A 25,252-nucleotide genomic window follows, 5' to 3' on the forward strand; every position below is an offset into this window, starting at 1 on the left:
TGTATAAATACATTAGATAGGATTGGGAGTGAGCCGATGGATCGTACGTTTTTGATGGTTAAACCGGATGGTGTACAACGCGGACTGATTGGACGTATTGTCAGTCGTTTGGAAGACAAGGGCTTCAAAATGGCGGCTGGCAAGCTTGTGCAGGTATCTAGAGAACAAGCAGAACGGCATTATGCGGAGCATGTGGGCAAGCCTTTTTTTGAAGAGCTTGTAGGCTTTATCACATCAGGTCCTGTATTTGCCATGGTTTGGGAAGGGGATAACATTGTTACGCTTTCCCGCTTGCTGATTGGTAAAACACAAGTAACCGAAGCTCTTCCGGGCACCATTCGTGGAGACTTTGCTGCACATACACCGTTTAACCTCATTCATGGATCAGATTCACCGGAGAGCGCAGAGCGCGAGATTGCAAATTTTTTCACACCGGAAGAATTAGTTCGGTATGAAAAAACGGTAGCGACCTGGGTGTAAGTTTAATTACGTATGAAGAAGGATGGTAGCATGACAGATCTGGAACTGGGTCAGACGGACCCCGATTACACAGCGTTTATCCGCAAAATCAAGGACAGCACAGGTATTGATCTTGCACAATACAAAGAAGCACAGATGAAAAGGCGGTTAACGACGCTTCGCAACAAAAACGGGTTTCCCAGTTTTGTTTCTTTTTATGATGCCATGATGAAGGAAAAACCTCTATTCTATGAATTTCTGGATCGTATGACGATCAATGTTTCCGAGTTTTGGCGAAATCCCAATCGTTGGGAAGTGCTACGGGACATCATTTTGCCACAGTTGCTTGTGGGAAAGCAGAAGCTTAAGCTGTGGAGTGCGGCCTGCTCGACTGGTGAAGAGCCCTATAGCCTAGCTATGGTTCTCGACGGTAAAGGAATTTTGGGGAATTGCTCCATTACAGCTTCCGATATTGATGATGGCGCATTGGCTAAAGCCAAGGAAGGTAAATATTTGGAGCGTTCGCTCAAGGATGTGCCTGAGCAGGTAGCTAGCAAATATTTTAAACCAGATGGTGCCATGTATCGGATTGATGACCGTTTAAAACAGGCTGTGAAATTTCAAAAGCAAAACTTGCTGCTGGATCGATTTGAGGATGGGTATGATCTCATTATCTGTCGAAATGTTATGATTTATTTTACAGAAGAGGCCAAACATGCGTTATATCAAAAGTTTGCTGCCAGCCTTCGTCCCGGCGGTGTTCTATTTGTCGGCAGTACCGAGCAAATCTTTTCTCCTAACCAATACGGGCTGGAATCGACTGAAACCTTTTTTTATCGCAAAAAAGCATAAGTCTGTACATATCATCCATCGTTTCGTAGGAACTTATTTGTATCCTTAAGTAATGGATGGCTGGCTTATCAACAGCGCACGTCCTTTAGCTCTTCTAGCTGAGGGACGTGTTTTTTTGTTTATCTGCCTCACACGTGGCTTTTCTTGTCAAAGAAAGGTGCGTATACTATAATGAAGCACAGTTAAAGATTTTAGCGATGCACAGTTTAACAGTTTAAAGGGGGAACGCGTCATGAGTTTACGTTATTTAACCGCGGGGGAAACGCATGGTCCCCAGCTAACTGCCATTGTAGAGGGTATGCCGAGTAATTTAAAATTGGATTTTGAGGAATTGAATTTTCAGTTGCACCGTCGTCAGAAAGGATATGGACGGGGGCGGCGTATGCAGATTGAAAAAGATACGGCGAAGATTGCCGGTGGCGTACGTCACGGATATACCACAGGTGCACCAATTGCGCTAGTTGTGGAAAATAACGATTGGAAGCACTGGCAGAATATTATGAATATTGAGCCTATTGAAGGCAGTGATGAAGAGAAGCGTCGGGTTCATCGGCCACGTCCGGGCCATGCGGATTTGAATGGCGGAATGAAATACAACCTGAAGGATCTTCGTAACGTGTTGGAACGCTCCAGTGCACGTGAAACAGCAATTCGTGTGGCATGTGGCGGTTTGGCTCGTCAATTGTTGGCTGAGTTCGGAATCAAGGTGGCAGGTCAGGTCATCCGTATTGGTGAAATCGAAGCTCCTTATCACGATTTGCCGATTGATGAACTGATTGCTGTAACAGAAGCTTCTTCGGTGAGAGTAACCGATCCGGAAACGGAGAAGAAAATGGAAGCATATATTGACCTGATCAAGCAAGAAGGTGACTCCGTCGGTGGGGTAGTGGAATGTATCGTGGAAGGTGTTCCGATTGGTCTAGGTAGTCATGTACAGTATGATCGGAAGCTGGATGCGCGTATCGCACAAGGAGTCATGTCGATCAATGCATTTAAAGGTGTTGAAATCGGCATCGGGTTTGAAGCAGGAGAATTACGCGGTTCACAGGTGCATGATGAGATTCTGTATGATGAGGAACGTGGGTATCACCGTCGTACGAATCGTTTGGGTGGTTTTGAGGGTGGCATGACCAACGGAATGCCCGTGGTGGTTCGTGGCGTAATGAAGCCAATCCCTACACTCTATAAGCCGCTGCAAAGCGTCGACATTGATACGAAGGAAGTGTTCACTGCACAGGTTGAGCGTTCGGATGCATGTGCGGTACCAGCGGCAAGCGTAGTCATGGAGCATGTGGTAGCTTGGGAAATAGCCAAAGGTTTGCTAGAGAAATTCGGCGGGGATTCAATTGAAGAAATCCGCGCGAATATTGCATCCTATGAACAACAATTGGAGCAGTACTAAGATGAGTACGCTGACGGTACAGCTTGGCGAACGTTCTTATCCTATTCATATCGGACGTGGATTGTTGCATCAGGCCGGAGAGTCGTTGAAGGAACGAGGAATTGCACAAAAAAGCCCATTATTGATTGTTTCAGACGAAAATGTAGCGGGATTTTACCTGGCAGCATTGGAGAGCAATCTTCAGGAGTCGGGATACAAAACGGTATCATTTGTCGTTAAACCAGGTGAAACATCCAAGTCGCTTGCTGTATTTGAGCAGGTTATAACAGCAGCCATTGAGGGCGGCCTGGATCGGAATTCAGCCGTTATCGCTCTTGGTGGTGGTGTGGTGGGTGATTTGGCTGGATTTGTGGCGGCATCTTTTATGAGAGGCATCAAGTTCGTACAGGTTCCAACTACAATCCTTGCTCATGACAGCAGCGTGGGCGGTAAGGTCGGCATCAATCATCCTTTGGCAAAAAATATGATAGGAGCCTTCCACCAACCGGAACTCGTACTGTATGACGTAGATACGTTGTCAACATTACCTCCTCGCGAGGTATCTGCGGGACTAGCTGAAATGATCAAGCATGGCTTGATCTGGGATGCCGATTTCGCTCAGTGGTGCCGTGAGCATGCGACGGATTTGCTCGCACTGGATGCGGCGACACTGGAGTATGGACTGGAAAAGGGATGTTCCATTAAAGCTGAAGTCGTATCGCGCGATGAACGAGAAAACGATTTGCGCGCTATTCTAAACTTAGGTCATACGATTGGTCATGCGATTGAAGCGATTGCGGGATATGGTGAGTTTTTACACGGGGAAGCCATTTCTATTGGTATGGTCGGCTCCGCACTTCTGGGTGTGAAGCTAGGGGCAGATCCTTCTTTGGTAAACGAAACGAAGGAGATGTTGTCTTCGCTGCGCTTACCGACTTCTCTTCCATCACATCTCGATACAGATCGACTGCTTGAAGCGATGATGCATGACAAAAAGTTCAAGGAAGGCAGCATTACTTTCGTTGTCCCACGCAGTATTGGGCGTGTGGAGGTTGTGAAGGATATTTCCGTCTCTTACATCCGGGAAGTCATTGAACAGTTAAAAGAGGAGGCGTAACGATGTACAATCGTGGTATTCGTGGCGCGACGACCGTTGCAAATAATGAAGCAAACGAAATTTTGGAAGCAACAAGCCAACTGCTGGAGGAAATTGTATCCTACAATGAAATTCAGCCAGACGATATTAGTAATGTATGGATAACGGTGACCCATGACCTGGATGCTGCCTTTCCAGCCATGGCCATCCGTCAGCTTGACGGCTGGGATATGGTTCCACTCATGTGTGCATTAGAAATTCCTGTGGCTGGCAGCTTGCCCAAGTGCATCCGTTTAATGGTACAGGTGAATACTGATAAATCTCAGCGTGAAATGAAACATGTATATTTGAACGGAGCACAGATGTTAAGACCGGATCTGGCTTCCCAAGGGAAATAAGCGCCTGTTTTTAAAGTTGATGGTTGCCAAAGTAACATTCTATGAGATATAGTGTGTGTAGCAGAGTTGAGTAGAGTAGAGTTAGCCAGAGCAGAGTTGAGATGAGAAGAGTGTAGCCTTAGCCAATTCCATATGAGATTACAGAGACCGGCGGTAGCGGGTAAGCTTTTGTCCATGAAGAGACCTTCTTCTAAAGAGAAGCTTATTTGAGGTAACCTGCGTGGTTATGCAAAGGGATGAGTATATGCTTTTGTCTATTTGCTGTAATCATTTTACATATGGAGCATTCTTATAATTTCAATAACTGACAGCCTCTACCTTACGGGTAGAGGCTTTTTTATTCTCTCCATTGGTTCTGCGCCAATTTGGAAAGGAAGTGATCTCATGTTAACGCCGCATGTGGAGCAAGTGATAGCGATGGCGAATGAATTTAACCTGATTCCTGTGTACAAAAAAGTGCTGGCTGATATGGAGACGCCGATTCGGATATTCCGTCGGTATGCTGAGCGGGACCGTGCCTTTCTGCTGGAGAGTGTAGAGGGAGGCGAGCAGTGGGCGCGACATTCCTTCATCGGAACAGACCCGTTTCTAATGGTCTCAGGTAAAAAAGGTCGATTGATTCTGGAACAGCACGGTAAACGGCAAATATTAAGCGACAAGCCGATTGAAGCGCTCAAAGCATTGCTTCGTAAATACCGTAGTCCGAAACTGAAAGAAATGCCTCCGTTTACAGGCGGGGCTATCGGATTTTTTGGATATGACCTTCTTCAATATTACGAAAAGCTGCCGGAGCATTCGGTAGATGATTTGAATATGGATGATATTCGTTTTATGTTCTGTGATCAAGTCATTGTCTTTGATCATGTGAAACAGCAAATTTTGCTGGTTGGCAATGTTCATATAGGTGAAGGGTTCCGCGAGGAGGACATACGTGCTGCTTATGCAGATGTGGAACGCAAGTTGGAGAACACGGCGCAGTATCTGCGCAAGCAGTCCCCACCGGAGCGATTAGGATCAGCTTCCATTCCTGATGATGTGGAACTGGGTGAGATTCAATCCAATGTGACGAAGGAACAGTTTATATCAAACGTGGAGCAGGCAAAGGAGTATATCCGCTCAGGTGATATTTTTCAGGTTGTACTGTCCCAGCGTTTTCACATTGATACAGAGGCCTCTCCACTACAGGTATACCGCGTGCTGCGCACGATGAACCCGTCGCCATATATGTATTATTTGAAAATGGATGACGAGATCATCGTAGGCACTTCGCCGGAGGCACTCGTCAAGGTGGAAAACGGCCGCGTAGAGACCCGGCCGATTGCAGGAACGAGACCGCGTGGTGTAACGGAAACAGAAGATGCGGCACTTGCTGAAGAATTGTTGAAGGATGAAAAAGAACGTGCAGAGCATCTGATGCTGGTCGATTTGGGAAGAAATGATCTGGGCCGTGTATCCCAGTTTGGCACCGTAAAATGTGATACGTTCATGGAGATTGAACGCTATTCCCACGTGATGCACATTGTATCGAATGTGTCGGGTGAGCTGCGTGAGGACAAAGATTTCTTCGATGCTTTCCTGTCTTGCCTGCCTGCCGGCACCGTATCAGGAGCTCCAAAGCTACGGGCCATGGAGATTATTGCCGAGCTGGAACGGGAAGCACGCGGAACCTATGCAGGAGCAATTGGATATTTGGGCTTCTCAGGCAATATGGATGCTTGCATTACGATTCGCACAATTGTGTTTAAAAAGAACCGGGCCTATGTCCAGGCAGGGGCTGGGATTGTGTGGGACTCGGTACCGGAAAGCGAGTATCAGGAGACAGTGAACAAAGCAAAGGCACTGCTGAAAGCAATCCGCACGGCGGAAGCGATGTTCCCAGCAACGACACAGCCTTACAACAGCGTCATCAACCAAGATTATTTGTACACTCCGTAACACACAAAAATCTGATTCTGAGGAGGAGACGACAATGGAACGACATGACATGATGCAAGTAGGGTTAAGCCGGATCATTGAGGGACAGCATCTTTCACGTACGGAGGCCCGTAGCGTGATGGAACAGATTATGAGTGGGAGTGCTACACAGGCGCAAATCGGCGGGCTCCTGACGGCTCTTCGCCTCAAGGGAGAGACGGTAGATGAAATCACCGGTTTTGCCGAAGCAATGCGCAATTACGCTAGTCCAGTGCAAGCTGGAGAAGGGAACAGTCGTCTACTGGATACATGCGGCACCGGGGGTTCGGGTATTCACAAGTTTAATATTTCCACGATATCTGCTATTATCGCGGCTTCGGTTTCCGTGCGGGTAGCAAAGCATGGCAACCGTTCTGCAAGTGGCCGTGCCGGAAGCGCTGATGTCCTGGAGGCACTCGGAGTCAACATTCATTTGACAAGTGATCAGGCGCGAGCGTGTCTGGACCGCATTGGCATTTGCTTTTTATTCGCACAGCTGTATCATCCGTCTATGAAGCATGCCGCAGCGCCGCGTCGCGAGCTAGGTGTGCGGACAGTATTCAATATGCTCGGTCCATTGACGAATCCGGCTGGTGCGGATCGACAGCTGTTGGGCATTTATGATGCCAGCAAAACGGAAGTGATTGCCGAGGTATTGAACAAGCTCGGCTCCAAACGAGCCATGGTTGTCAGCAGTTTGGATGGACTAGATGAAATTAGTATCTCGGCTACGACGCGAGTATCCGAGCTCAAGGACGGCAAGGTTCACACGTTCGAGCTTCATCCGTCCGATCTGGGCTTGCAGACACATTCTCTAGATCAGGTGTTAGGCGGCGATGCACAGGTTAACGCAGATATCATACGACGAATTTTGAACGGAGAGCATGGAGCCTATCGTGATGTTGTGCTAGCGAACGCAGGAGCATGTATTTATGTCTCAGGCGCAGCAGCTAGCTTGACAGACGGAGTAGCGCGAGCAGCAGAAGCCATTGACTCCAGACTGGCACTTTCCAAGCTGGATCAATTAATACAGGCAACGGGGGAATATCAATATGTATCTTGATAAAATCGTGGTGACGAAGCGACAAGAAGTGGAGCAGCTGAAGCAGCATTTTCAAATTAATAAAGCCGAACGCTTAATTGCGGATTTACCTGTGACGAGAGGATTCGAAAATGCGCTCGCCAGCGGACGCAACCGTCCGCTCGGGCTGATTGCTGAAGTGAAGAAGGCTTCCCCGTCAAAAGGGTTGATTCGACCTGATTTTTATCCGGTGGATATCGCACGTGCATATGAGGGGGCAGGAGCCGATTGCATTTCTGTACTGACAGATGTGACGTATTTTCAGGGAAGTCCTGAATATTTACAGCAAATTCGCGATCAGGTGAAAATTCCGCTGCTGCGAAAAGATTTTATCATTGATGAACGGCAAATATATGAAGCTCGTCTGTTAGGAGCAGATGCGGTACTGTTGATTGCGGCTATCTTGGAACCCCATGTATTAGGGTCATTCTTACAAATCGCCAAGGATCTTGGTCTGGATGCATTGGTAGAGGTGCATGACAGTGAGGAACTTAAAACAGTGCTGGACCTGGGGACAGCAACCTTAATTGGTGTGAACAATCGTAATCTTCGGACATTTGAGACCCGTCTCCAGACGACAGAGGAGCTGATCTCACTGATCCCTAAAGGGGTTACATTCATCAGCGAAAGCGGCATTGCAGGACCGGAAGATGTGAAGTATCTGCATTCGGTAGGTGCGCACGGCATTCTGGTAGGGGAGCATTTGATGCGTAAGGAAGATGTAGGACAGGCTGTAGCCGAATTGATGGACGGGGTTAGAGCATGAACAAAACGGGCGTAAAAATTTGTGGACTTCAAAGCGTTGAAGTGCTAAAATCTATGGTAAACTTACCGGTCGATTATATAGGTTTTGTGTTTGCTGACAGCAAGCGCCGGATTGACGGCGCACATGCTGGAGAGTTGCTTCGCGTATTGGATGAATGGACTCCAGGCAGCAGACCTCGTAGCGTGGGCGTATTTGTGAACCCTAGTGACGCACTGTTAAACGATGTGATGGAGAAAGCACCATTGGATGTCATCCAGCTGCATGGACAGGAGAGTCCGCAGCGTTGTCGGGAGCTTAAGGAACGTTTTGGCATACAAGTATTCAAGGCCTGGTCTGTGGATAGCCAAGGGCAGACCGTGAAGGGGAAGATCGAACACCGAGCGGACGAATTGGAGGCTTATGTCGGAACGATCGATGCTTTACTGCTGGATACATACGATCCCCTGTATGGTGGCGGTTCTGGAAAAACGTTTGCGTGGGATCGGATTCCTGCCTATCAGGCTTGGACTCATCAACATGGAATTCCTTTGTTTGTAGCCGGGGGACTGACTGCCGATAACGCAGAAAAGCTGATTAACGAGTATCATCCCGAAGGGCTGGATGTGTCCAGCGGTGTAGAGACGAACGGAGTCAAGGACATTGCAAAAATCACAGCATTCGTAGAAAGGGTGAAGCAGGCATGACACAATTACCTGATAACAACGGACGTTTTGGAACTTTTGGCGGACGTTATGTACCGGAAACGTTGATGAACGCACTGATTGAATTGGAGGAATCCTACCGAAAGTATGCGGATGATCCTGAATTTAAAGCAGAGTTGAATGGACTTCTAAAAGACTATTCGGGTCGGGAAACGCCGCTTTATCATGCGGAGCGACTGAGTCAACATCTGGGCGGGGCTAAAATTTACTTGAAGCGCGAAGATTTAAACCATACTGGCGCCCATAAAATTAATAATGCATTGGCCCAGGGATTGCTGGCGAAGCGTATGGGTAAGCAGAAGGTTATTGCCGAAACAGGTGCTGGACAGCATGGTGTTGCGACGGCTACTGTGGCTGCATTGCTCGGATTGGAATGCAAGGTGTTTATGGGGGAAGAGGATACAGTTCGCCAGAAGTTGAATGTATTTCGGATGCAGCTTTTGGGTGCAGAAGTGATTCCGGTGACATCCGGTACGCGTACACTGAAGGATGCCGGGAATGAAGCTTTGCGTTATTGGGTGAGCCACGTCCATGATACGTTCTATATTTTGGGTTCGGCTGTCGGCCCACATCCGTATCCGATGATGGTGCGGGACTTTCAACGTGTGATAGGCGATGAAACACGCCGTCAGATCTTGGAGAAGGAAGGTAGACTTCCGGATGTAGTCGTGGCAGCGATCGGTGGTGGAAGCAATGCTATCGGCATGTTTTATCCTTTTATAGAGGATCAGGGTGTCGCTTTGATTGGCGTGGAGGCTGCTGGAAAAGGCGTCGAGACGGAATTCCATGCAGCTACCATGAGCAAGGGAACACAAGGGGTCTTCCAAGGCTCTATGAGTTATCTGCTTCAGGATGAGTACGGACAAGTGCAGCCTGCGCATTCCATCTCGGCTGGACTGGATTATCCAGGTGTTGGACCGGAGCATTCATACCTAAAAGATATTGAGCGGGCCAAATATGTTCCGATTACCGATCAGGAAGCACTAGATGCACTTCAGCTCCTTTGCCGTACCGAAGGAATACTTCCTGCATTAGAGTCGGCGCATGCCGTTGCACAGGTCGCCAAGCTGGCACCTACGTTGACCGCAGATGATATTATCGTTATTTGTTTGTCTGGGCGCGGGGATAAAGATGTGGACTCCATTATCAAGTATTTAGGGGGAAATCCGTCATGAATTTAATTGATCAGGCGTTTGAACGCCTTAAAAATGAAGGCAAAACGGCATTAATTCCTTTTCTGACGGTAGGCGACCCGGACGTAGATACTACGATAGAGATCATTCGGCAGTTAGAGTCGGCCGGAGCCGATATATTGGAACTAGGCGTACCTTATTCGGATCCGTTGGCTGACGGTCCTGTGATTCAGCGTGCGTCTGAACGTGCATTGAAACGGCAAATTTCGATCCGCACCTGTATGGAGACCGCGTCTCTGGCTAGAGCGGCAGGTTCAAACCTGCCTTTTATTCTGTTCACATATTATAATCCTGTATTGCAGATGGGAATGGATTCTTTCTTTGCTGGCTTGCAGGAGCACGGTATCAGTGGTCTTATTATTCCGGATCTTCCACTTGAAGAAGCAGAAGAGCTGGGAGGACGTGCAGCTGAGGTGGGTGTGCATCTGATCCCGCTGGTAGCCCCAACGTCTGAACAGCGTATCGAACGAATTGCCCGTCAGGCCCGTGGATTTGTATACTGTGTATCTTCGCTGGGTGTAACCGGAGAAAGAGCTTCTTTTTTTGAAGGTATAGAGGGCTTTATCGCGCAGGTCAAACGGCATACCAGTGTTCCGGTGGCGATAGGCTTTGGTATTTCAAATCGTGAGCAGGTTGTCCGGTTTTCAGACATTTGCGATGGAGTTGTGGTTGGCAGTGCCATTGTGCGCCAGGTGGAGGAAGCCATTCCATTGCTGGAGGATTCTGCACGCAGAGAAGAAGGGCTTTTGCAAATTCGTGATTTTGTGGCACAATTAAAGCAGTAATAGGGTCAAAATAAAATTTTAAATATAGTTCTGATTGGATAGAGGAGGTAGGGGCATGCAACCTAAACCGCATATTGTACATTTGCCAGTATATCAGCCCGGTAAACCGATTGAGGATGTGAAACGTGAGCTGGGACTCGATGAAGTAATCAAGCTCGCCTCAAACGAGAATCCGTATGGCAGTTCTCCTAAAGTGTTGCAGGCCATTCAGCAGGAGTTTGCTAACATCAGTGTGTATCCTGACGGAAGTGCAGTTGCTCTGACACAAGCACTAGCTAAACGGACGGGTTTAAAAGAAGAACAGTTTATCTATGGCTGTGGCTCTGACGAAATTATTGCGTTGATTACGCGTGCATTTCTCCTTCCAGGGGAAGAAAGCATCATGGCTGATCAGACATTTTCCGTATATAAAAGTAACGTGGAAATTGAGGGAGCAGTTGCAGTTGAGGTGCCTTTGCGTGACGGTGTACATGATTTGGATGCCATGCTATCTCATATCAATGACCGCACAAAAATTATTTGGATCTGTAATCCAAATAACCCAACAGGAACGATTGTACCCGAAGCCGAGTTGATAGCGTTTCTGAACCAAGTACCCAAGCATATCATGGTGGTGCTGGATGAAGCCTACGCTGAGTTTGTAATAGATCGTTCGTATCCAGACGGCATTCGCTTGTTGTCAGCTTATGAAAATTTGGTTGTACTACGTACCTTTTCCAAAATCTATGGTCTGGCTTCGCTACGTATCGGATATGGTATGGGAGCCGAGTCGACTATTCGCTTGATCAATCAGGTTCGGGAGCCATTTAATACTTCACGGGTAGCGCAGGCTGCAGCCATTGCTGCCTTGGAAGATCAGGAATTTGTTCAGGAATGCCGAGATCGTAATGCAGAGGGTAGAGCTTATTTGCAAAATGAGTTGAAACGTCTGGGTTTGGAGTCTTTCCCGGCACATGGCAATTTTATTATGCTGGATGTACGTCGTCCATCCAGTGAGGTATTTCAGGAGTTGCTTCGTAAAGGTGTGATCATTCGCGCAGGTCATCACAAATATCCGACTTATATTAGGGTGTCGGTTGGATCACAGCCGCAAAATGAGTTGTTTATTCGCGCGCTGGAACAGGTCCTAGGGGCGGAAGCGGCGAAAGTACGCCTATAATTTCCGCAGATGGGATTTGATATTAGATGAAGATTGCTATTTTCGGCGTGGGACTGATTGGCGGGTCCCTCGCACTTTGTTTTAAAGGGAAACCGGATATTACGGTAGTCGGCCACGCTCATCTCCCTGAACTGATGGAACCAATGTTAAGCCGTGGTGTCGTAGACACTGCGACTCTTTCGGTTGAAGAGGCGGCAAAGGATGCCGATTTTATTTTTTTATGCGTACCGGTTGGTTTACTGGAGCATTATCTCGAGTTGTTAAGTCAGCTACCGCTTAAAGCGGGTTGTATTATTACCGACGTAGGCAGCACGAAATCGGCGATTGCCAAAAAAGCATCAGAAATTTCTTTGCGCAACGCTTATTTTATCGGGGGTCATCCGATGGCCGGCTCGGAGCGTTCCGGTGTCAAGGCTGCTTCTGCGTTGTTGTTTGAAAACGCATATTATGTACTTTCCCCTGCAGAGGGTGTGCCTGAGGAAGCATACAGCTCGCTGGAGCATTTGTTGAAATATACAGGTGCTCATGTTGTGCGTGTCCAACCTGATATGCATGATGATATTGTCGGTGCGATTAGTCATCTTCCGCATATTATTGCAGCAGCGCTGGTGAATCAGGTGCGGAAGCACAATGATGAAAATCCGTTGTACCGTACATTGGCTGCTGGTGGGTTTCGTGATATTACACGGATAGCCTCTAGTGATCCGGTTGTGTGGCGGGACATTTTGCTGAGTAATCGTGATGTTTTACTGGGTCTGTTGGAAGAGTGGAATGGGCAGATTGAGCGTTTTACTCACTTGCTGAGAACACAAGACGGAGAGGGAATTGCTGACGAATTTTTGACAGCTGGGCATTTCCGTAGTGAACTGCCAGAGCGTCGTAAAGGAGTTATTGTCTCTACGTTTGATCTGTATATTGATGTACCGGATACCCCAGGGATTATCGGAAGAATTGCAATGGAACTGGGAAATCACAGCATTAATCTGAGCAATATGCGAATCATTGAAAGCCGGGAGGATGTTCCTGGCATCATGCGGCTTTCCTTTCGTCAAGAGCAGGATTGGGAACGTGCCAAAAGCTTGCTGGATTCGATGGGCTATAAAGTGGTGGTGTGAAGGGTGAAGTGGAATGAGTATTCGTTAAAGAGATACTCCGCTCCGCGATTCATTTGATCTTACGATCGCTGTTGCCTGCGGATTTTCTGATTATATGTTCAAAGGTGAAAATCCGTAGGCAAAGGCGAACGCTACGCTTCTCCAGATTCAAATGAACCTCTACGCTACAGCCGCCATAAAAGGACCACACTTTCTGGGAGTGAGTAGTAAGAAAAGATCTAAAGCGGGCGAAGGTTCTCTTCGCTCGCTTTTTTGTTATTTGAAGAGGGGGTGAAGCTACGCCTTATTTTGTAATTACTATCTTTCTATACATACCGTTAAACATTATAGGTGCATCCTCTTTGATACGCAGTTTTGTTTTTTGGGTTTCAAACAGTTCTTCAAAATTCAACCCTATATCGGTTCCTAACACCTTAATAACGGGTCTTATCGTTTTTTTGAATAATGAGGGCTTTTTTCCTTTAGGAGAAAACTTATCGAAAATAATAATTTCCCCGTCTTTTTTCAAAACCCGCACCATCTCATCGAAGCATTTATTTGCGTTAGGTACTACTGAGAGAATTAAACTTCCTACTACTATATCAAATTGCTCATCCATAAAATTCATTTGTTGAGCATCCATTTCTAAGAATTTTATGGAGGTTTTAATAAATTTCTCTTTTGCTTTGTTAAGCATTTCAGGTGAATAATCTATGGCAGTAATATCCAGCCCGTAGTGATTTATTAATTCTAAATCTGCTCCAGTTCCTACACCTACAAAAAGTATTTTTTGCTCGCTATTAAATGACTTTTCTTGAAATATGATCTTTCTAGAATTGAGGAAGCTGCCTGAATTGAAAAACTTATCATAAATTGGAGACCAAATCTTATATACAGCCTTGTTCCACTTATTATTCATTACCTGCCCCCTACCTATTGAAAAAATTTATTATATAATAATGTGTTTCAATAGGATAATCAAATAATTGGTAAATTATTGATGTATTTTATCAACCCACATATGGGTAGGTGAGTAAGGTAAAGAGGAGTATTGGAAAACAAAAAAAGACCACCCTGGTAAAGCCCCGGGTGGTAGCTACTTTCAGTAAAGTAGCTGAGTAGGATAGGAGTGGAGAGAAACCATACTGTACTTTTATTATATGTATACGTTTTCATTTTGTCAATATTTTTTTAAAGCGTTTTCTTTTTTTGTGTAATTATCCTTACTGGTGCTTTATATGGAACACTTTCATTGGGTTTGTCATTTATCTTGAAAAAACTAAAAATCCATTGAAAAGCTGTTTAAATGAATTAGCTGCCAGCGTTAGGGAGCCTTTGATGGAAATCGTGGGGATTTTGGACTTTTTTACTGGCGGCCATTTTGTGGTACAATGGGTAAGTCCATTTTGGATATTGAATATTGTTGGGGATAGCACCGTTAATGTTGGCACTACATAGGGTAAGAAAATAACAAATGTTCCATGATGCTGTTTCATCCATTTGCGCAGAGGGCGCAACTTTTTTTGACCTGTTCGGTATATATAGACAGAATCGAACGGGAAAACAGCACATGTATGGGCGAGGAGGGTCTCACTCGGATGATGACAGATTCCCAGATGATTCAGGAAATCAAACAAGGTAATGTCGAGGTTTATTCAGAATTAATGAGGCGACACCAACGTAAAATTTTAGCTTTTGTTTATCATATGCTGAAAAGTTCGAACCTGGAAATGATTGCTGAAGACTTATGCTCGGAGACGTTTTATAAAGCGTATCGGAGCCTGCATTCTTTTCGCGAGGTAGATGCATCGTTCTCCACTTGGCTATATACAATTGCACGCAATACGGTGCTAAGCGAGCTTCGCAAGCACCGTAGTGGTCAGGTTCCATTGGAAGAGAGCGGTTATGTACCGGTAGCTCCATCGGATGTGATTCCGGAGCAGGCTGTTCTTCGCGGTGAGAAGGTAGAGATGGTTCGTGAAGCAATCAACAGATTGCCTGAGAAGCAGCGATCTGCGCTGATTTTGCGTGAATATGAGCAATTAGATTATCAGGAGATTGCGACTATTTTAGGACAGACGGTCAGTGCGGTGAAGTCATTGCTTTTCCGGGCAAGAACCAGTGTGAAGACGCAGTTGGAGCCTTATTTTTTTGAGCCTCTCTATGAGGAAAACGAAGGGATGAGCAGCCAATGAAATCCAGGGACGCTGAGGATTTGTTCGCTACAGGCAAAAATGTATCGAAACAAGACTCGGAGCGCAGACGGGCCAAAAGCTCGTCTGCCGGGTGGGAGCATGGTTCGGAAGAGAATGATTGGAATTTGTCAAAAGAAAGTCGATCAGCTATTCGTGATATTTCCTTTGAAATAACAGATGATAAGCTAGAGGCAATGAATCGTAGAGTCATGGATCGAATTTATGAAGAATCACCGTGGCTTGTTCCGGGCGAGCATCGACGTGCGCGAGTGAACCCAGCAGCCCGTAAGTATATGTCTGTATGGATCGCCGGCTTCTTGGCCGTATTCTTGTGCAGCTTTTTATTTTTGAACTGGAATGGAAGCTCCTCTCAGGAAAATCCCCCCCAAGCGGCTCCTGTCATGGACACGGGTATTTTACCGACAGGCCTGCTGGAAACTACAAGTACATCTCCACAGTATCAATACCACATTAAAGATGTGAACAGTGGCATTATGGATCCGCTGGTTGCAAGCATTGTTCCTACTTACCCGCAATACTGGATGTTGCTGTCTGTATTGGCACTTGCGCTTGCTTTATTTTCTCTGGGCTGGATCCATCGGACGAGAAGAGTTAGAAATTAGCTGGCAGATGGGCTCCATATAAAATTCATTATAATGCCTGAATAACACAACAGCGGGGGACTAACATAATGCTTATTGGCTTGATCAGACATGGATTGACGGATTGGAATGCGGTAGGTAAAATCCAGGGCCACAGTGATATTCCGTTGAATGATGAAGGACGTCGGCAGGCACGCTTGCTGGCAGAACGATTGAAGGAAGAGCCTTATCATTGGGACGGACTTATTACAAGTAGTCTCTCCAGAGCGAAAGAGACGGGGGATATTATTGCCTCTGCTCTGCATTTGCCGTTGCTGGAACCTGATGATCGACTAAGAGAGCGTGCTTATGGTCAGGTCGAGGGGATGACACAGGCCGAACGCGAAGAAAAGTGGGGAGTTGACTGGCATCTGCTGGATTTGGGGCAGGAGAGCGATGCAGATCTTCAGCTTCGCGCGCTAGCTTTTATGGAGGCTCTTTGGACGGAAAATCGGGACAAGAATCTGCTGGTCGTTTCCCACGGCGGTTTTTTGGCTAATTTGTATAAGGCTCTGTATCAGGAGAAATTCACAGAGCGAATTGGTAATTTGTCACTAAGTGTACTCCAGCGTGAGGATGCGGACTGGGAACCGCTTTTGTATAATTGTACAAAGCATTTGCAAGAGAAAAAGTAGCTGCAACTTAAATAATTTGTGAAAGATCACGGCTTCTATTCATCATAGAGTCGTGGTCTTTTTGTTTTTTAATTATACCTTTGCGAAAAAAGAGGTTTAGAGTCTGAAGATTCCGTCAAAGCTGTGGGTACAACAGGTAAGAATCATTTCCGGATGACAGTCCAGTGACGAGGCGATGGAACAATGAATCTGGCGGATATGCTGACATTTGCGGATATTGTGCATTTGAACAGAATCGCAGTGTATTACGATTGTGACTGCAAACCTAATTCCAAGCATGAGTTGATCCAAGGGATTTTGACAAAGCTCGGCAGTAGTAGTTTCTTTGAGACGCAGGTCAAGGAGCTGAGGTTGTCAGAGGTAAGGTTTTTGAACGCGCTATTGTTCGATGACCGACCTTATTTCAGTATGGAGGAATTGATTGCGATTGCCAAACAGTCGGTTGAGAATGACGAGGATGCTGGTGAGCGACCACGAGATATTGTGACCCGTCTGCGTTCTAGCGGCTGGTTGTTCAACGGTTCGACGCACAATACGAGGTATTTGTACCAAATTCCGTCGGATATGAAAGAGCGCTTCCGGCGTGTTATGGTACATGACTTTCAAAACGGGATGACTCGGGTAAGCGAACCGTCGTCGTACCGGGATGAAGGTCATCTACTGGCGGAGGATTTACGGCTTTTCCTTCAATATATGAGGCAGCATGAGGTTCTGCTTAATCCTGAGGGAGCTTGGTACCGTCGTAATCAGCAGCAGCTAATGGAGCATTTGCACATTGCGGAGCCGTTGTTGGGTAAAGGAGGATGGCGTTTTGGCTATGGTTCCTCTTTTAAGTTTTATCCGGATCGAATGGCATTACTGTACGATTACGCCCGTCACTCCAAGTATATTGAGGAGAAGGGAGACCGGGTTGAGCTGACCGCAAAAGGGGAGGCACAACAAGAACTCGCAATTGAGGATGAAATGATACAGCTATTCAGGTTTTGGTTAAGATTGTATAAAGGAGCCGTACCCAATCTGCTTTCACTAGTCTACTGGATTGGAGAATGTGCCAGGCCATGGACATCCTCGGAGTCGCTTTTTATGCATATTGGTCCACTGATCCGACCGTTTTACTATGATACCCCCCGTTCGGTCTTTGATCAGAGGATTATACGAATGATGCTTCACTTGGGTATGCTTCGACAAGGTGAGCATTCAACAGGACCTTCTGTACAAATGACGGCCTGGGGGCAGAAGTTGGCGGGAGAGTGCCGCCTTGGGCGAAACGACTCGGGTATACGGCTCCATTGACAAGCAGTACACATGTTGATAGAATTTCACCCAAAATATGAGAGGGTGAAGTTGATGCTCATTCGCTACAACGGAAACATGCCACAGCTCCATTCATCTGTCTATGTGGCAGAAGGAGCAAAAGTTGTCGGAAAAGTAACGATCGGCCAAGAGTCCTCCGTATGGTTTAATGCCGTACTGCGCGGGGATATGGCGCCTATCATCATCGGTGAACGCTGCAATATTCAGGACGGCGTCGTGGGACATGTGAACACGGATCAGCCCCTGCTGCTGGCGAATGATGTTTCGGTAGGACATGCTGCCATTATCCACGGTTGTACGATAGGCAAAGGCACTTTAATTGGTATGGGGGCCATTGTACTCAACGGAGCGGAGCTTGGTGAATATGCTTTAATAGGAGCAGGGTCGGTCGTTACGGAAAATACCAAAATACCACCCTATACTCTTTCTATCGGTACACCTGCCAAAGTGGTGCGCGAATTGACAGATGCAGATTTGCAGCGGATGTCACGAACGACACTCAGCTATGTGGCGAAAGGAAAAGAATATAGGATCTCTTAAACTCATGTTGGAGGTGCATCCTATGGATAAAATGAAGGTTACTTATGAGGTAATGTTGGGCCTGTCTGCTGAAATGGTTTTGGACGAGGCATTACGTAAACACCGGAGTGAAAAACTTTACAAGGATATTGATGAGGCGTTAGCCTCCGGAGATGAAGTAGCTTTTCGTCATCTTACGGATGAGCTGAAAGCAATGAGTTAGAACGCTTTTGGTAAGCTTAAGTTGGTCATAAATGGCCAAGCGCCAGTTTGAGATTATATCATCAAACCTGACCCGTAACGGCGGTCAGGTTTTTTTGATACGCTTGGATATGATATAGTCTTTGTAAGATAGTGCCTGTGCAAGGTATCTGTCGTATGAACGGAGGATGAAGGGCGTGTCGTTATCTTATTTGTGGAGCCGGTCGTTCTTGACGAGCCGGCCCTTTTTGTGGCTGCTGTTCTGGTGTAATTTAGTTGGAACGGTGTATGGATACATATGGTATGGAGGACAGCTGGAATATACACTGAATTATCACCCGATGTGGCAGATTGTATTTGTGCCTGATAGTCCGACAGCCAGCCTATTTTTTACAATTTCCATAGCATTTTTGCTCTATCCTCCGCATCTCAAAAGCTTGAAGGTCATTCGCCAGATTATGGAAGCGTTGGCTGTCGTCACGAGTGTAAAGTATGGCATTTGGGCTTCGGCTATTATTTTGTGGGGAGTTGCGCAGGGCGGACCTATGGTATGGCAGGATTGGATGCTGATGGCATCTCACACAGCAATGGCGGTCGAAGCGTTACTGTTTGTACGTTTTTTTACCTGCAAATGGATTGCTTTATGCTTAGCCGCACTGTGGACCTTGTTAAATGATACGATGGATTATACCTTTGGCATATACCCTTATCTTCCCAGAACACTAACGGATGATGTACCGCAAGTATGTGTCTTTACCTACATGCTGACCCTTGTTAGTATTGTAGCGGCATGGCTTGCCATGTTGGCGCGTAATCGAAAGGTATCGTCTCATCGTGATATAGCTTGAGTCTTTTGAATGGAGAAATAGAGATGCATATAGTTATAAATCAAAAGGAATATGTATTCCAAAAGGGCATCCGTGATGATCACAAAATAAAAACAAGTTTTAATGAATTAGCAAAACAGAGTTTTGGCTTTGATTTTGAAGCCTGGTTTCAATTGGGGGATTGGGAGGATAGATATATTCCTTATGTCCTTTTGGATGAGGATTGTGTTGTGGCCAATGTATCTGTAAGTCTAATGGATTTTGATGTATCAGGCGAGAAGAAAAAATATATTCAGATCGGGACTGTAATGACGGATGCAAACTACAGGAATCAAGGTTTGAGTCGGTTTTTAGTAGAGCAAGCGCTGAAAGATTGGCATGGCAATTGTGATGGTATCTATCTGTTTGGAAATGATAGTGTGAGGGATTTTTATCCTAAATTCGGCTTCGCTGCGGCACCCGAGTATCAATATAGCCGGAAGGCACCTAACAGCTTGGACATAAGGATCGAGAAATTGAATACAGAAGAAATGTCGGATTTGCAGTTGTTGAAGATGAAGAGTGCTGACTTCAATCCGTATTCACTTTTTTCTGCGGAAAACAATGAGTGGTTGGTTTTATTTTATAGTACCTTATTTTTTAAAGACAAGTTCTGGCACATACCTCAATACGATACGATTGTTGTTGCAGATTTCGAAGGGGATGCGATGAATTGTTACGATATTTTTGGAGCGGGCGACATTTCTTTAGATGAAATTCTAGGGGCAGTCATGAAAAAAGATACGAAAAAGGTTGTTTTTGGCTTTACACCAAAAGAACAGGACGGCTGCGAAATTTCTGTGCTGAAGCAGGAAGATACTACGCTGTTTTATATGACTAAGCATCCCAACAGATGTAATGAAAATCCACTTATGTTTCCTATTTTGTCCAGAGCATAGCCGGTTTCTAACGTTTCACCTAAAGCCAGTTCTAGTCCCGTTAACCTTGCCATACAGTAAGGTGAGGAGGGATGTCCCATGATTAGGGGTCGGGGGGTTCGTATTACGTTACGTGTGGTTTTGAGTATTGTGTTATCCATAGTCCTGCTGCTGTCCGTCTACGTCCCTCCAGGTATGGCAGAAGCGCGCGATCAGTCAAAACCCGAAGGTAATACCAAGGAAATTGAAGAACTGGATCATGCAGCTGCGACACTGTACCGTGACGTAATGGACGGGAATATTGAAAAAGCACGCGCGGATGTAGCCGAGGTGAGCAGATGGTTCAGCACTGGACAGGTGCAGGCAGCGCTATCTGTAGAGGCCATTCATGCTCTATCCGGCAGCATTCTGGAGGTGCAGCAAGCTACACAGTCGGTTCAAGCATCACCGGATGAATGGGTGAAGGCAGCTGCGAATTTACGGCTTGCGACAGATGCGCTTGCGCACCCGCGCCAGCCCTTATGGCAGCAGTATTATAAGATTTTAAGAGAAGATGTTAGCGGCTTGAATAACCAGTTTGCTAAAGGGAACATGAAGGGATTCAAAGCTGGTACCGAAGTGCTGGAAGACCACTATGAAACGATTCGTACAGCAGCATTGATCCATGGCAGAACAACCGAGGTCGTGCGGACTGATTCCTGGATTTCCTACGTCAAAGGATTGGGAGATCAGCAAAATGCAGATGCCTCAGCGATTAGAGGAGCATTGGACCAAGGCAACCCGACGTTTAATGCCTTGTTTGGACGTGAGAAAGACGCTACCGCACTGGCGCCATTTATCCCGCGTGAGAGTGAGCGCCGGGCTGAATGGGCCATCGGCATGATTGTTCTGCTGGCGCTGGCTTACGCAGGTTATCGTAAATATCGGGCTGGTTTCATTGGGTAACGATGAAAGTTTGAACATTCGCATCGTTGGCTGTGGATCCATCCATATATGTCAGCCCATTGCCCGGATTACCGGGCTATTCCTCTTTGAACCCTTCGCCATGCACATCATGCACATCCTGAATGATAATAAACGCCCGTGGATCAACTGATTTAACAATTTGATGCAGTCGCCGTATTTCCTGACGGGACACGACACAATAGGCAACATGCTTGGCCTGTTTGGAAAATGCACCTACAGCCGGAATAATCGTAACTCCGCGATCCATGTCCCTGGTAATAATATCTGCAATGTCCATCGTGTGGTCGCTGATAATCATAAACGCTCTGGCGGAATAAGCCCCCTCTTGTATAAAATCAATAATTTTGGACGCAATGAACACAGCGACTAATGTATATAGAATTTTTTCTTTGGGTATGTAAAGTAGTGAAGCGCCGATAATGACAATGTCAATGACCAGCATAATCCTTCCCATACTCCAGCCAAACTTCCGGTTTAAAATACGAGCGATAATATCCGAGCCGCCAGTAGTGCCGCCAAAGCGGAACACAATACCTAACCCGGCCCCCAGCGTAACCCCCGCATATAATGAAGAAAGTATAAAATCGTGTTCAGTCTGAAACGTCCCCATCCATCCGAAATGAATCATTTTTTCAAATAACCACAGAAAGAATGTGAGCGACCCAATACCGACCCCCGTATATATAATCTGCTTGCCCCCAAGCATTTTCCATCCAATTAAAAATAATGGAATGTTCAGAAACAAAGTGGAGAGAGAAGGTGAAATCGAAAAAGCATAATTTAACAGCAGGGTGATGCCTGTAATACCGCCTTCCATCAGTTTACTGGGTATAATAAAATAAAGCAGACCGAATGCATAGATGGCGGTGCCGAATACGATGGGCAAGATCAATTTAAGCTGTTCCATGGACTTGGATATTTTCATAAGATCCCTCACAGTAGCAGTTTAAGGATGAGCGACTGAATGCAAATTTTTGCTAAATCGCAGGCCCTTATGTTTAGTATACCTTTTTGCGGCAGCTTTAAAAGACAGATGACTGTAAGTTGGCATCGTCAGTTCACAATTAAAAAAAATTTGTTTTAAAATGTGCTTTACGATAACATATGAATAAACCTGCACATGGGGGGATTGCGTGTTTCATGGAAAAATCGTTAGATGAAATTCAACGTGAGGTAGACCAGTATATCTCTCAATTTAAAGAAGGGTATTTCAGCCCTCTGGCCATGTTGGCCCGGATGTCCGAGGAAGTCGGTGAACTGGCAAGGGAGGTTAATCACTCCTTTGGTGAGAAGCCGAAAAAAACGGATGAGGCGGACAATTCCATTGAGCTGGAGCTGGGGGACATCTTGTTCATCACAGTTTGCTTTGCGAACTCACTAGGTATCAATTTGACCGAGGCACATGATAAGGTTATGCATAAATTTAACACGCGTGATGCGAATCGCTGGACCAAAAAGGACACCGATTAGGCATTTTGTACATATGCTGTACCAAACCGGTTACCCGGAGGTGCAGTGTCATGAAGGCGGAGGAATACGTTCAGAAAGCTTATCAGTGCATTTTGCAGAACGATTTTGAGCAGGCGGTGGAGTGGTTTGAAAAAGCGATTTCAGCCCAGCCTGATCATGCGGAGCATTATTTCCGTTGCTCGGTTACCTACGCTCGCAGTGGACGCTTGGAGCAGGCCCTTGCATATGCAGAGCATGCGGTTCGTCTCGCGCCACATCAGGATGAATATGTTCTCCATCTGCATGCGCAGGAAGCCAGGCAGTATACAGAAAAGGCCAGAAAAATGCTGGAGGTCGACAGAGCTACGCCACAGATGCACCAGGATGCGATTTTGCTGCTCGAACGGGCAATTTCTCTTGATCCGCTATGTGGTGACGCATTTTTGCTGCTCGCATTGATTTATGACGAATTGAATGAATATAAGCTGGCTGTGCAGGCTGCTCGTGAGGCGGCAGCGCTGTTTCCTCACAATGTTCAGCTTGCCAACCTCATGAAGAAATTATGCCAGCAGATGAATGAACAAATCTAGCACAAATGGATGCATAAGGAGTTGTAGGGATATGTCAGAACCAATAAAAGTGGCTGTCGTTGGAGCAGCAGGGCGTATGGGCCGTGAGGTGGTCAAATTGGTTCTTCAGGATGAGGAACTACAGCTTGTAGCCGCAGTGAACAGAACACACGCCGGCAGTGATGCCGGCCTTCTCGTCGGACTACCGGAAGCTGGTATCGCTATTATGGAGGATGTAGAGCAGGCTTTACTGGAGAGCCGAGCAGATGTCATGGTCGACTTTACGGGGCCGCGCTTCGCGTACGCACATACAGCGCTTGCTATTAAGCATGGAGTTCGTCCGGTTATCGGTACGACAGGGTTTACTCCTGAACAAATTGATGAACTGGACAAGCAGTGTCGTGAGCAACAAATTGGGGGTCTGATTGCGCCCAACTTTTCGATCGGAGTCATTTTGATGATGCGGTTTGCGGCTCAGGCAGCGAAATATTTCCCGCATCTAGAAATCATCGAATATCATGGTGACCAAAAATTGGACGCGCCATCAGGCACAGCCATTAAGACTGCAGAACTGATCGCTGAGCAGCGTGAGGAGCTACGACAAGGCAACCCGGAAGAGGAAGAAACGCTAGAAGGATCGCGTGGCGGTTACTATCAAGGCTTCCGCATTCACAGTGTTCGTCTTCCCGGTGTGTTCGCACAGCAAGAAGTCGTATTTGGAGGATTTGGACAATCTCTGAAAATTCGTCAGGACTCCTATGAACGAGCTGGTTATATGCCTGGTGTTAAAATCGGTATCCAGAAGGTAATGGAGCACCCGGGGCTTGTATATGGTTTTGAGCATTACATCGATTAAGAATATACGAATGAATTGATGGATGGAATTATAGAATGAGGCAGGAGGAGTTTGGAATGTTAAAGATTGCATTTATAGCGCATGATCGCAAAAAGGATGAAATGGTTAATTTTATAACGGCATATGAGCATGTTTTTACAGATCACCAATTATATTCAACAGGTACAACAGGTCAGCGCATTATGGATCAAACCAAGCTTCAAATTCACCGCTTCATGTCTGGGCCGCTTGGTGGAGATCAGCAAATCGGGGCTATGGTTGCGCAAAATGATATGGACTTGATTATATTTTTGCGTGATCCACTCATGGCACAGCCGCATGAGCCGGACATTAGCGCATTATTACGTCTGTGTGATGTACAGGGGATTCCTTTGGCAACCAACGTTGCAACCGCTGAAATACTGGTTAAAGCGCTGGATCGTGGCGATTTTGCTTGGCGTGAGCTGGTACATAAATATAAACCGGGCCTTGACCAGCAGGGTGATGTAAAATGACGCTGGACATCCTGATTTTCGGAGCCCATGCCGACGATGCAGAAATAGGAATGGGAGGCACGATTGCCAAGCATACTGCCGCTGGGTTAAAGGTGGGGGTGTGCGATTTGACACGGGCTGAAATGTCATCTAATGGTGATGTAGATACTCGCATGGCAGAAGCTGAACACGCTTCGAAAGTGCTCGGGCTTGCTGTGCGGACGAATTTGGGTCTGCCTGATCGTGGGTTATATGTAACTCCTGAACATGTAGCTGCAGTTACAGCAGAAATCAGGCGCCATGCACCAAAAGTTGTATTTGCCCCTTATTGGGAGGATCGGCATCCCGATCATGTCATGTGCAGCAAGTTAGTAGAGGAAGCTGTGTTTAACGCCAAGTTGAGACGTTTTATGTCAGAAAGTCCTGCGGTACAGGTAGAGCAATTATATTTTTATTTTATTAATGACATCGGCAGAACGGACTTGATCGTGGACATTACCGAGCATTATGAAGCGAAGGAGCAGTCGTTGTTGAGTTATGCTTCGCAATTTCAGGCAGCGCCTGGGAAGGACACGGTATCCACACCACTGAACCAGGGGTACGTGGAACGTGTAAAAGCTCGGGACTCGTTGTTGGGTCAACGTAAGCTGATTTCATATGCAGAAGGATTTGCGTCCAAAACGCCACATCTGGTTAAGCTATTCACATAAGGATTTTATACTTACGCATGTTGTAGAATGCTGAAATACATGGGCATACGAGTGATTACGGA

29 protein-coding genes are annotated in these 25,252 nt (G+C 46.3%); 27 read left to right on the forward strand and 2 right to left on the reverse strand.

Annotation, left to right across the window (positions count from 1 at the left end; genetic code table 11):
- Positions 1-36: 36 nt before the first annotated feature.
- The 13 genes from ndk to C0638_RS18510 all read left to right on the forward strand — a co-directional run bounded on the left by ndk (position 37) and on the right by C0638_RS18510 (position 12,939).
- Positions 37-480: a nucleoside-diphosphate kinase gene (ndk, locus tag C0638_RS18450; RefSeq protein WP_013371674.1), complete on the forward strand. Its 444-nt coding sequence runs from the start codon at positions 37-39 to the stop codon at positions 478-480.
- A 30-nt stretch (positions 481-510) separates the two neighbouring features.
- Positions 511-1,311, forward strand: a complete 801-nt coding sequence (locus C0638_RS18455) for a CheR family methyltransferase (RefSeq protein WP_013371673.1) — start codon at positions 511-513, stop codon at positions 1,309-1,311.
- 232 nt (positions 1,312-1,543) lie between these two features.
- Positions 1,544-2,713: a chorismate synthase gene (aroC, locus tag C0638_RS18460; RefSeq protein ID WP_102163683.1), complete on the forward strand. Its 1,170-nt coding sequence runs from the start codon at positions 1,544-1,546 to the stop codon at positions 2,711-2,713.
- 1 nt (position 2,714) lies between these two features.
- The gene (gene aroB, locus C0638_RS18465) at positions 2,715-3,809 is read left to right on the forward strand and encodes a 3-dehydroquinate synthase (protein WP_013371671.1); all 1,095 of its coding nucleotides are present in this window, start codon (positions 2,715-2,717) and stop codon (positions 3,807-3,809) included.
- A gap of 2 nt (positions 3,810-3,811) precedes the next feature.
- Positions 3,812-4,186: a chorismate mutase gene (aroH, locus tag C0638_RS18470; protein WP_013371670.1), complete on the forward strand. Its 375-nt coding sequence runs from the start codon at positions 3,812-3,814 to the stop codon at positions 4,184-4,186.
- A 384-nt stretch (positions 4,187-4,570) separates the two neighbouring features.
- Positions 4,571-6,121, forward strand: coding sequence for an anthranilate synthase component I (gene trpE / locus C0638_RS18475; RefSeq protein ID WP_013371669.1), 1,551 nt, complete (start codon positions 4,571-4,573; stop codon positions 6,119-6,121).
- Between the two features lie 34 nt (positions 6,122-6,155).
- Positions 6,156-7,202 carry an anthranilate phosphoribosyltransferase gene (gene trpD / locus C0638_RS18480; protein ID WP_058711585.1) on the forward strand — a complete coding sequence of 349 codons (1,047 nt, stop codon included), beginning with the start codon at positions 6,156-6,158 and terminating at the stop codon, positions 7,200-7,202.
- Positions 7,192-7,986, forward strand: coding sequence for an indole-3-glycerol phosphate synthase TrpC (gene trpC, locus C0638_RS18485; RefSeq protein WP_013371667.1), 795 nt, complete (start codon positions 7,192-7,194; stop codon positions 7,984-7,986). The genes trpD and trpC overlap by 11 nt, the downstream gene beginning before the upstream one ends.
- Positions 7,983-8,669, forward strand: a complete 687-nt coding sequence (locus C0638_RS18490; protein WP_013371666.1) for a phosphoribosylanthranilate isomerase — start codon at positions 7,983-7,985, stop codon at positions 8,667-8,669. Before trpC ends, C0638_RS18490 begins: the two co-directional genes overlap by 4 nt.
- Complete coding sequence (gene trpB / locus C0638_RS18495; RefSeq protein WP_058711583.1) at positions 8,666-9,862, forward strand: tryptophan synthase subunit beta; 1,197 nt, start codon at positions 8,666-8,668, stop codon at positions 9,860-9,862. The genes C0638_RS18490 and trpB overlap by 4 nt, the downstream gene beginning before the upstream one ends.
- Positions 9,859-10,665, forward strand: coding sequence for a tryptophan synthase subunit alpha (gene trpA, locus C0638_RS18500; protein WP_025675664.1), 807 nt, complete (start codon positions 9,859-9,861; stop codon positions 10,663-10,665). Before trpB ends, trpA begins: the two co-directional genes overlap by 4 nt.
- A 55-nt stretch (positions 10,666-10,720) precedes the next feature.
- On the forward strand, positions 10,721-11,824 hold the full coding sequence (gene hisC, locus C0638_RS18505) for a histidinol-phosphate transaminase (RefSeq protein ID WP_058711582.1): 1,104 nt from the start codon (positions 10,721-10,723) through the stop codon (positions 11,822-11,824).
- A 26-nt stretch (positions 11,825-11,850) separates the two neighbouring features.
- Positions 11,851-12,939 carry a prephenate dehydrogenase gene (locus C0638_RS18510; protein ID WP_058711581.1) on the forward strand — a complete coding sequence of 363 codons (1,089 nt, stop codon included), beginning with the start codon at positions 11,851-11,853 and terminating at the stop codon, positions 12,937-12,939.
- Between the two features lie 283 nt (positions 12,940-13,222).
- Here the strand turns inward: C0638_RS18510 and C0638_RS18515 are convergent, their stop codons facing one another.
- A complete protein-coding gene (locus C0638_RS18515) occupies positions 13,223-13,837 on the reverse strand; it encodes a class I SAM-dependent methyltransferase (protein ID WP_058711580.1) in 615 nt (204 codons plus the stop codon).
- Between the two features lie 679 nt (positions 13,838-14,516).
- Here C0638_RS18515 and C0638_RS18520 point away from each other — a divergent pair.
- The 9 genes from C0638_RS18520 (at position 14,517) to C0638_RS18560 (ending at position 21,112) form a co-directional block, all read left to right on the forward strand.
- On the forward strand, positions 14,517-15,113 hold the full coding sequence (locus tag C0638_RS18520; protein WP_013310707.1) for an RNA polymerase sigma factor: 597 nt from the start codon (positions 14,517-14,519) through the stop codon (positions 15,111-15,113).
- Positions 15,110-15,736, forward strand: a complete 627-nt coding sequence (locus C0638_RS18525) for a hypothetical protein (RefSeq protein WP_013371659.1) — start codon at positions 15,110-15,112, stop codon at positions 15,734-15,736. Before C0638_RS18520 ends, C0638_RS18525 begins: the two co-directional genes overlap by 4 nt.
- Positions 15,737-15,804: 68 nt before the next feature.
- Entirely contained in the window at positions 15,805-16,389 is a 585-nt protein-coding gene (locus C0638_RS18530; RefSeq protein ID WP_040103489.1) for a histidine phosphatase family protein, read from the forward strand.
- Between the two features lie 183 nt (positions 16,390-16,572).
- Entirely contained in the window at positions 16,573-17,682 is a 1,110-nt protein-coding gene (locus C0638_RS18535; protein WP_058711579.1) for a hypothetical protein, read from the forward strand.
- A 54-nt stretch (positions 17,683-17,736) separates the two neighbouring features.
- Positions 17,737-18,243, forward strand: coding sequence for a gamma carbonic anhydrase family protein (locus C0638_RS18540; protein ID WP_013371656.1), 507 nt, complete (start codon positions 17,737-17,739; stop codon positions 18,241-18,243).
- A 22-nt stretch (positions 18,244-18,265) separates the two neighbouring features.
- Positions 18,266-18,445 carry an IDEAL domain-containing protein gene (locus tag C0638_RS18545; protein ID WP_013371655.1) on the forward strand — a complete coding sequence of 60 codons (180 nt, stop codon included), beginning with the start codon at positions 18,266-18,268 and terminating at the stop codon, positions 18,443-18,445.
- Positions 18,446-18,620: 175 nt separating this feature from the next.
- Positions 18,621-19,271 carry a DUF1405 domain-containing protein gene (locus C0638_RS18550; RefSeq protein ID WP_102163685.1) on the forward strand — a complete coding sequence of 217 codons (651 nt, stop codon included), beginning with the start codon at positions 18,621-18,623 and terminating at the stop codon, positions 19,269-19,271.
- A gap of 23 nt (positions 19,272-19,294) precedes the next feature.
- Positions 19,295-20,188 (forward strand): GNAT family N-acetyltransferase, encoded by an 894-nt coding sequence (locus C0638_RS18555; RefSeq protein ID WP_102163687.1) that lies wholly within the window; start codon positions 19,295-19,297, stop codon positions 20,186-20,188.
- A 78-nt stretch (positions 20,189-20,266) separates the two neighbouring features.
- Positions 20,267-21,112 carry a sporulation protein YpjB gene (locus C0638_RS18560; RefSeq protein WP_102163689.1) on the forward strand — a complete coding sequence of 282 codons (846 nt, stop codon included), beginning with the start codon at positions 20,267-20,269 and terminating at the stop codon, positions 21,110-21,112.
- A 76-nt stretch (positions 21,113-21,188) separates the two neighbouring features.
- Here C0638_RS18560 and C0638_RS18565 read toward each other — a convergent pair whose 3' ends face one another.
- On the reverse strand, positions 21,189-22,058 hold the full coding sequence (locus tag C0638_RS18565; RefSeq protein WP_013371651.1) for a YitT family protein: 870 nt from the start codon (positions 22,056-22,058) through the stop codon (positions 21,189-21,191).
- Between the two features lie 215 nt (positions 22,059-22,273).
- Here C0638_RS18565 and C0638_RS18570 point away from each other — a divergent pair, with 215 nt between their 5' ends.
- Genes C0638_RS18570 through bshB1 form a run of 5 tightly spaced genes read left to right on the forward strand, consistent with a single transcriptional unit; the run spans position 22,274 to position 25,190 of the window.
- Positions 22,274-22,603 (forward strand): nucleotide pyrophosphohydrolase, encoded by a 330-nt coding sequence (locus tag C0638_RS18570; protein ID WP_007430805.1) that lies wholly within the window; start codon positions 22,274-22,276, stop codon positions 22,601-22,603.
- Between the two features lie 50 nt (positions 22,604-22,653).
- On the forward strand, positions 22,654-23,172 hold the full coding sequence (locus tag C0638_RS18575) for a tetratricopeptide repeat protein (RefSeq protein ID WP_013371650.1): 519 nt from the start codon (positions 22,654-22,656) through the stop codon (positions 23,170-23,172).
- Between the two features lie 31 nt (positions 23,173-23,203).
- Positions 23,204-24,007: a 4-hydroxy-tetrahydrodipicolinate reductase gene (gene dapB, locus C0638_RS18580; protein ID WP_013371649.1), complete on the forward strand. Its 804-nt coding sequence runs from the start codon at positions 23,204-23,206 to the stop codon at positions 24,005-24,007.
- Between the two features lie 56 nt (positions 24,008-24,063).
- Positions 24,064-24,501: a methylglyoxal synthase gene (mgsA, locus tag C0638_RS18585; RefSeq protein ID WP_058711575.1), complete on the forward strand. Its 438-nt coding sequence runs from the start codon at positions 24,064-24,066 to the stop codon at positions 24,499-24,501.
- A complete protein-coding gene (gene bshB1 / locus C0638_RS18590; protein ID WP_025678534.1) occupies positions 24,498-25,190 on the forward strand; it encodes a bacillithiol biosynthesis deacetylase BshB1 in 693 nt (230 codons plus the stop codon). Before mgsA ends, bshB1 begins: the two co-directional genes overlap by 4 nt.
- Positions 25,191-25,252: the final 62 nt, after the last annotated feature.

It is taken from the genome of Paenibacillus sp. lzh-N1 (genome assembly GCF_002872435.1).
GTDB classification, from domain to species: domain Bacteria; phylum Bacillota; class Bacilli; order Paenibacillales; family Paenibacillaceae; genus Paenibacillus; species Paenibacillus polymyxa_C.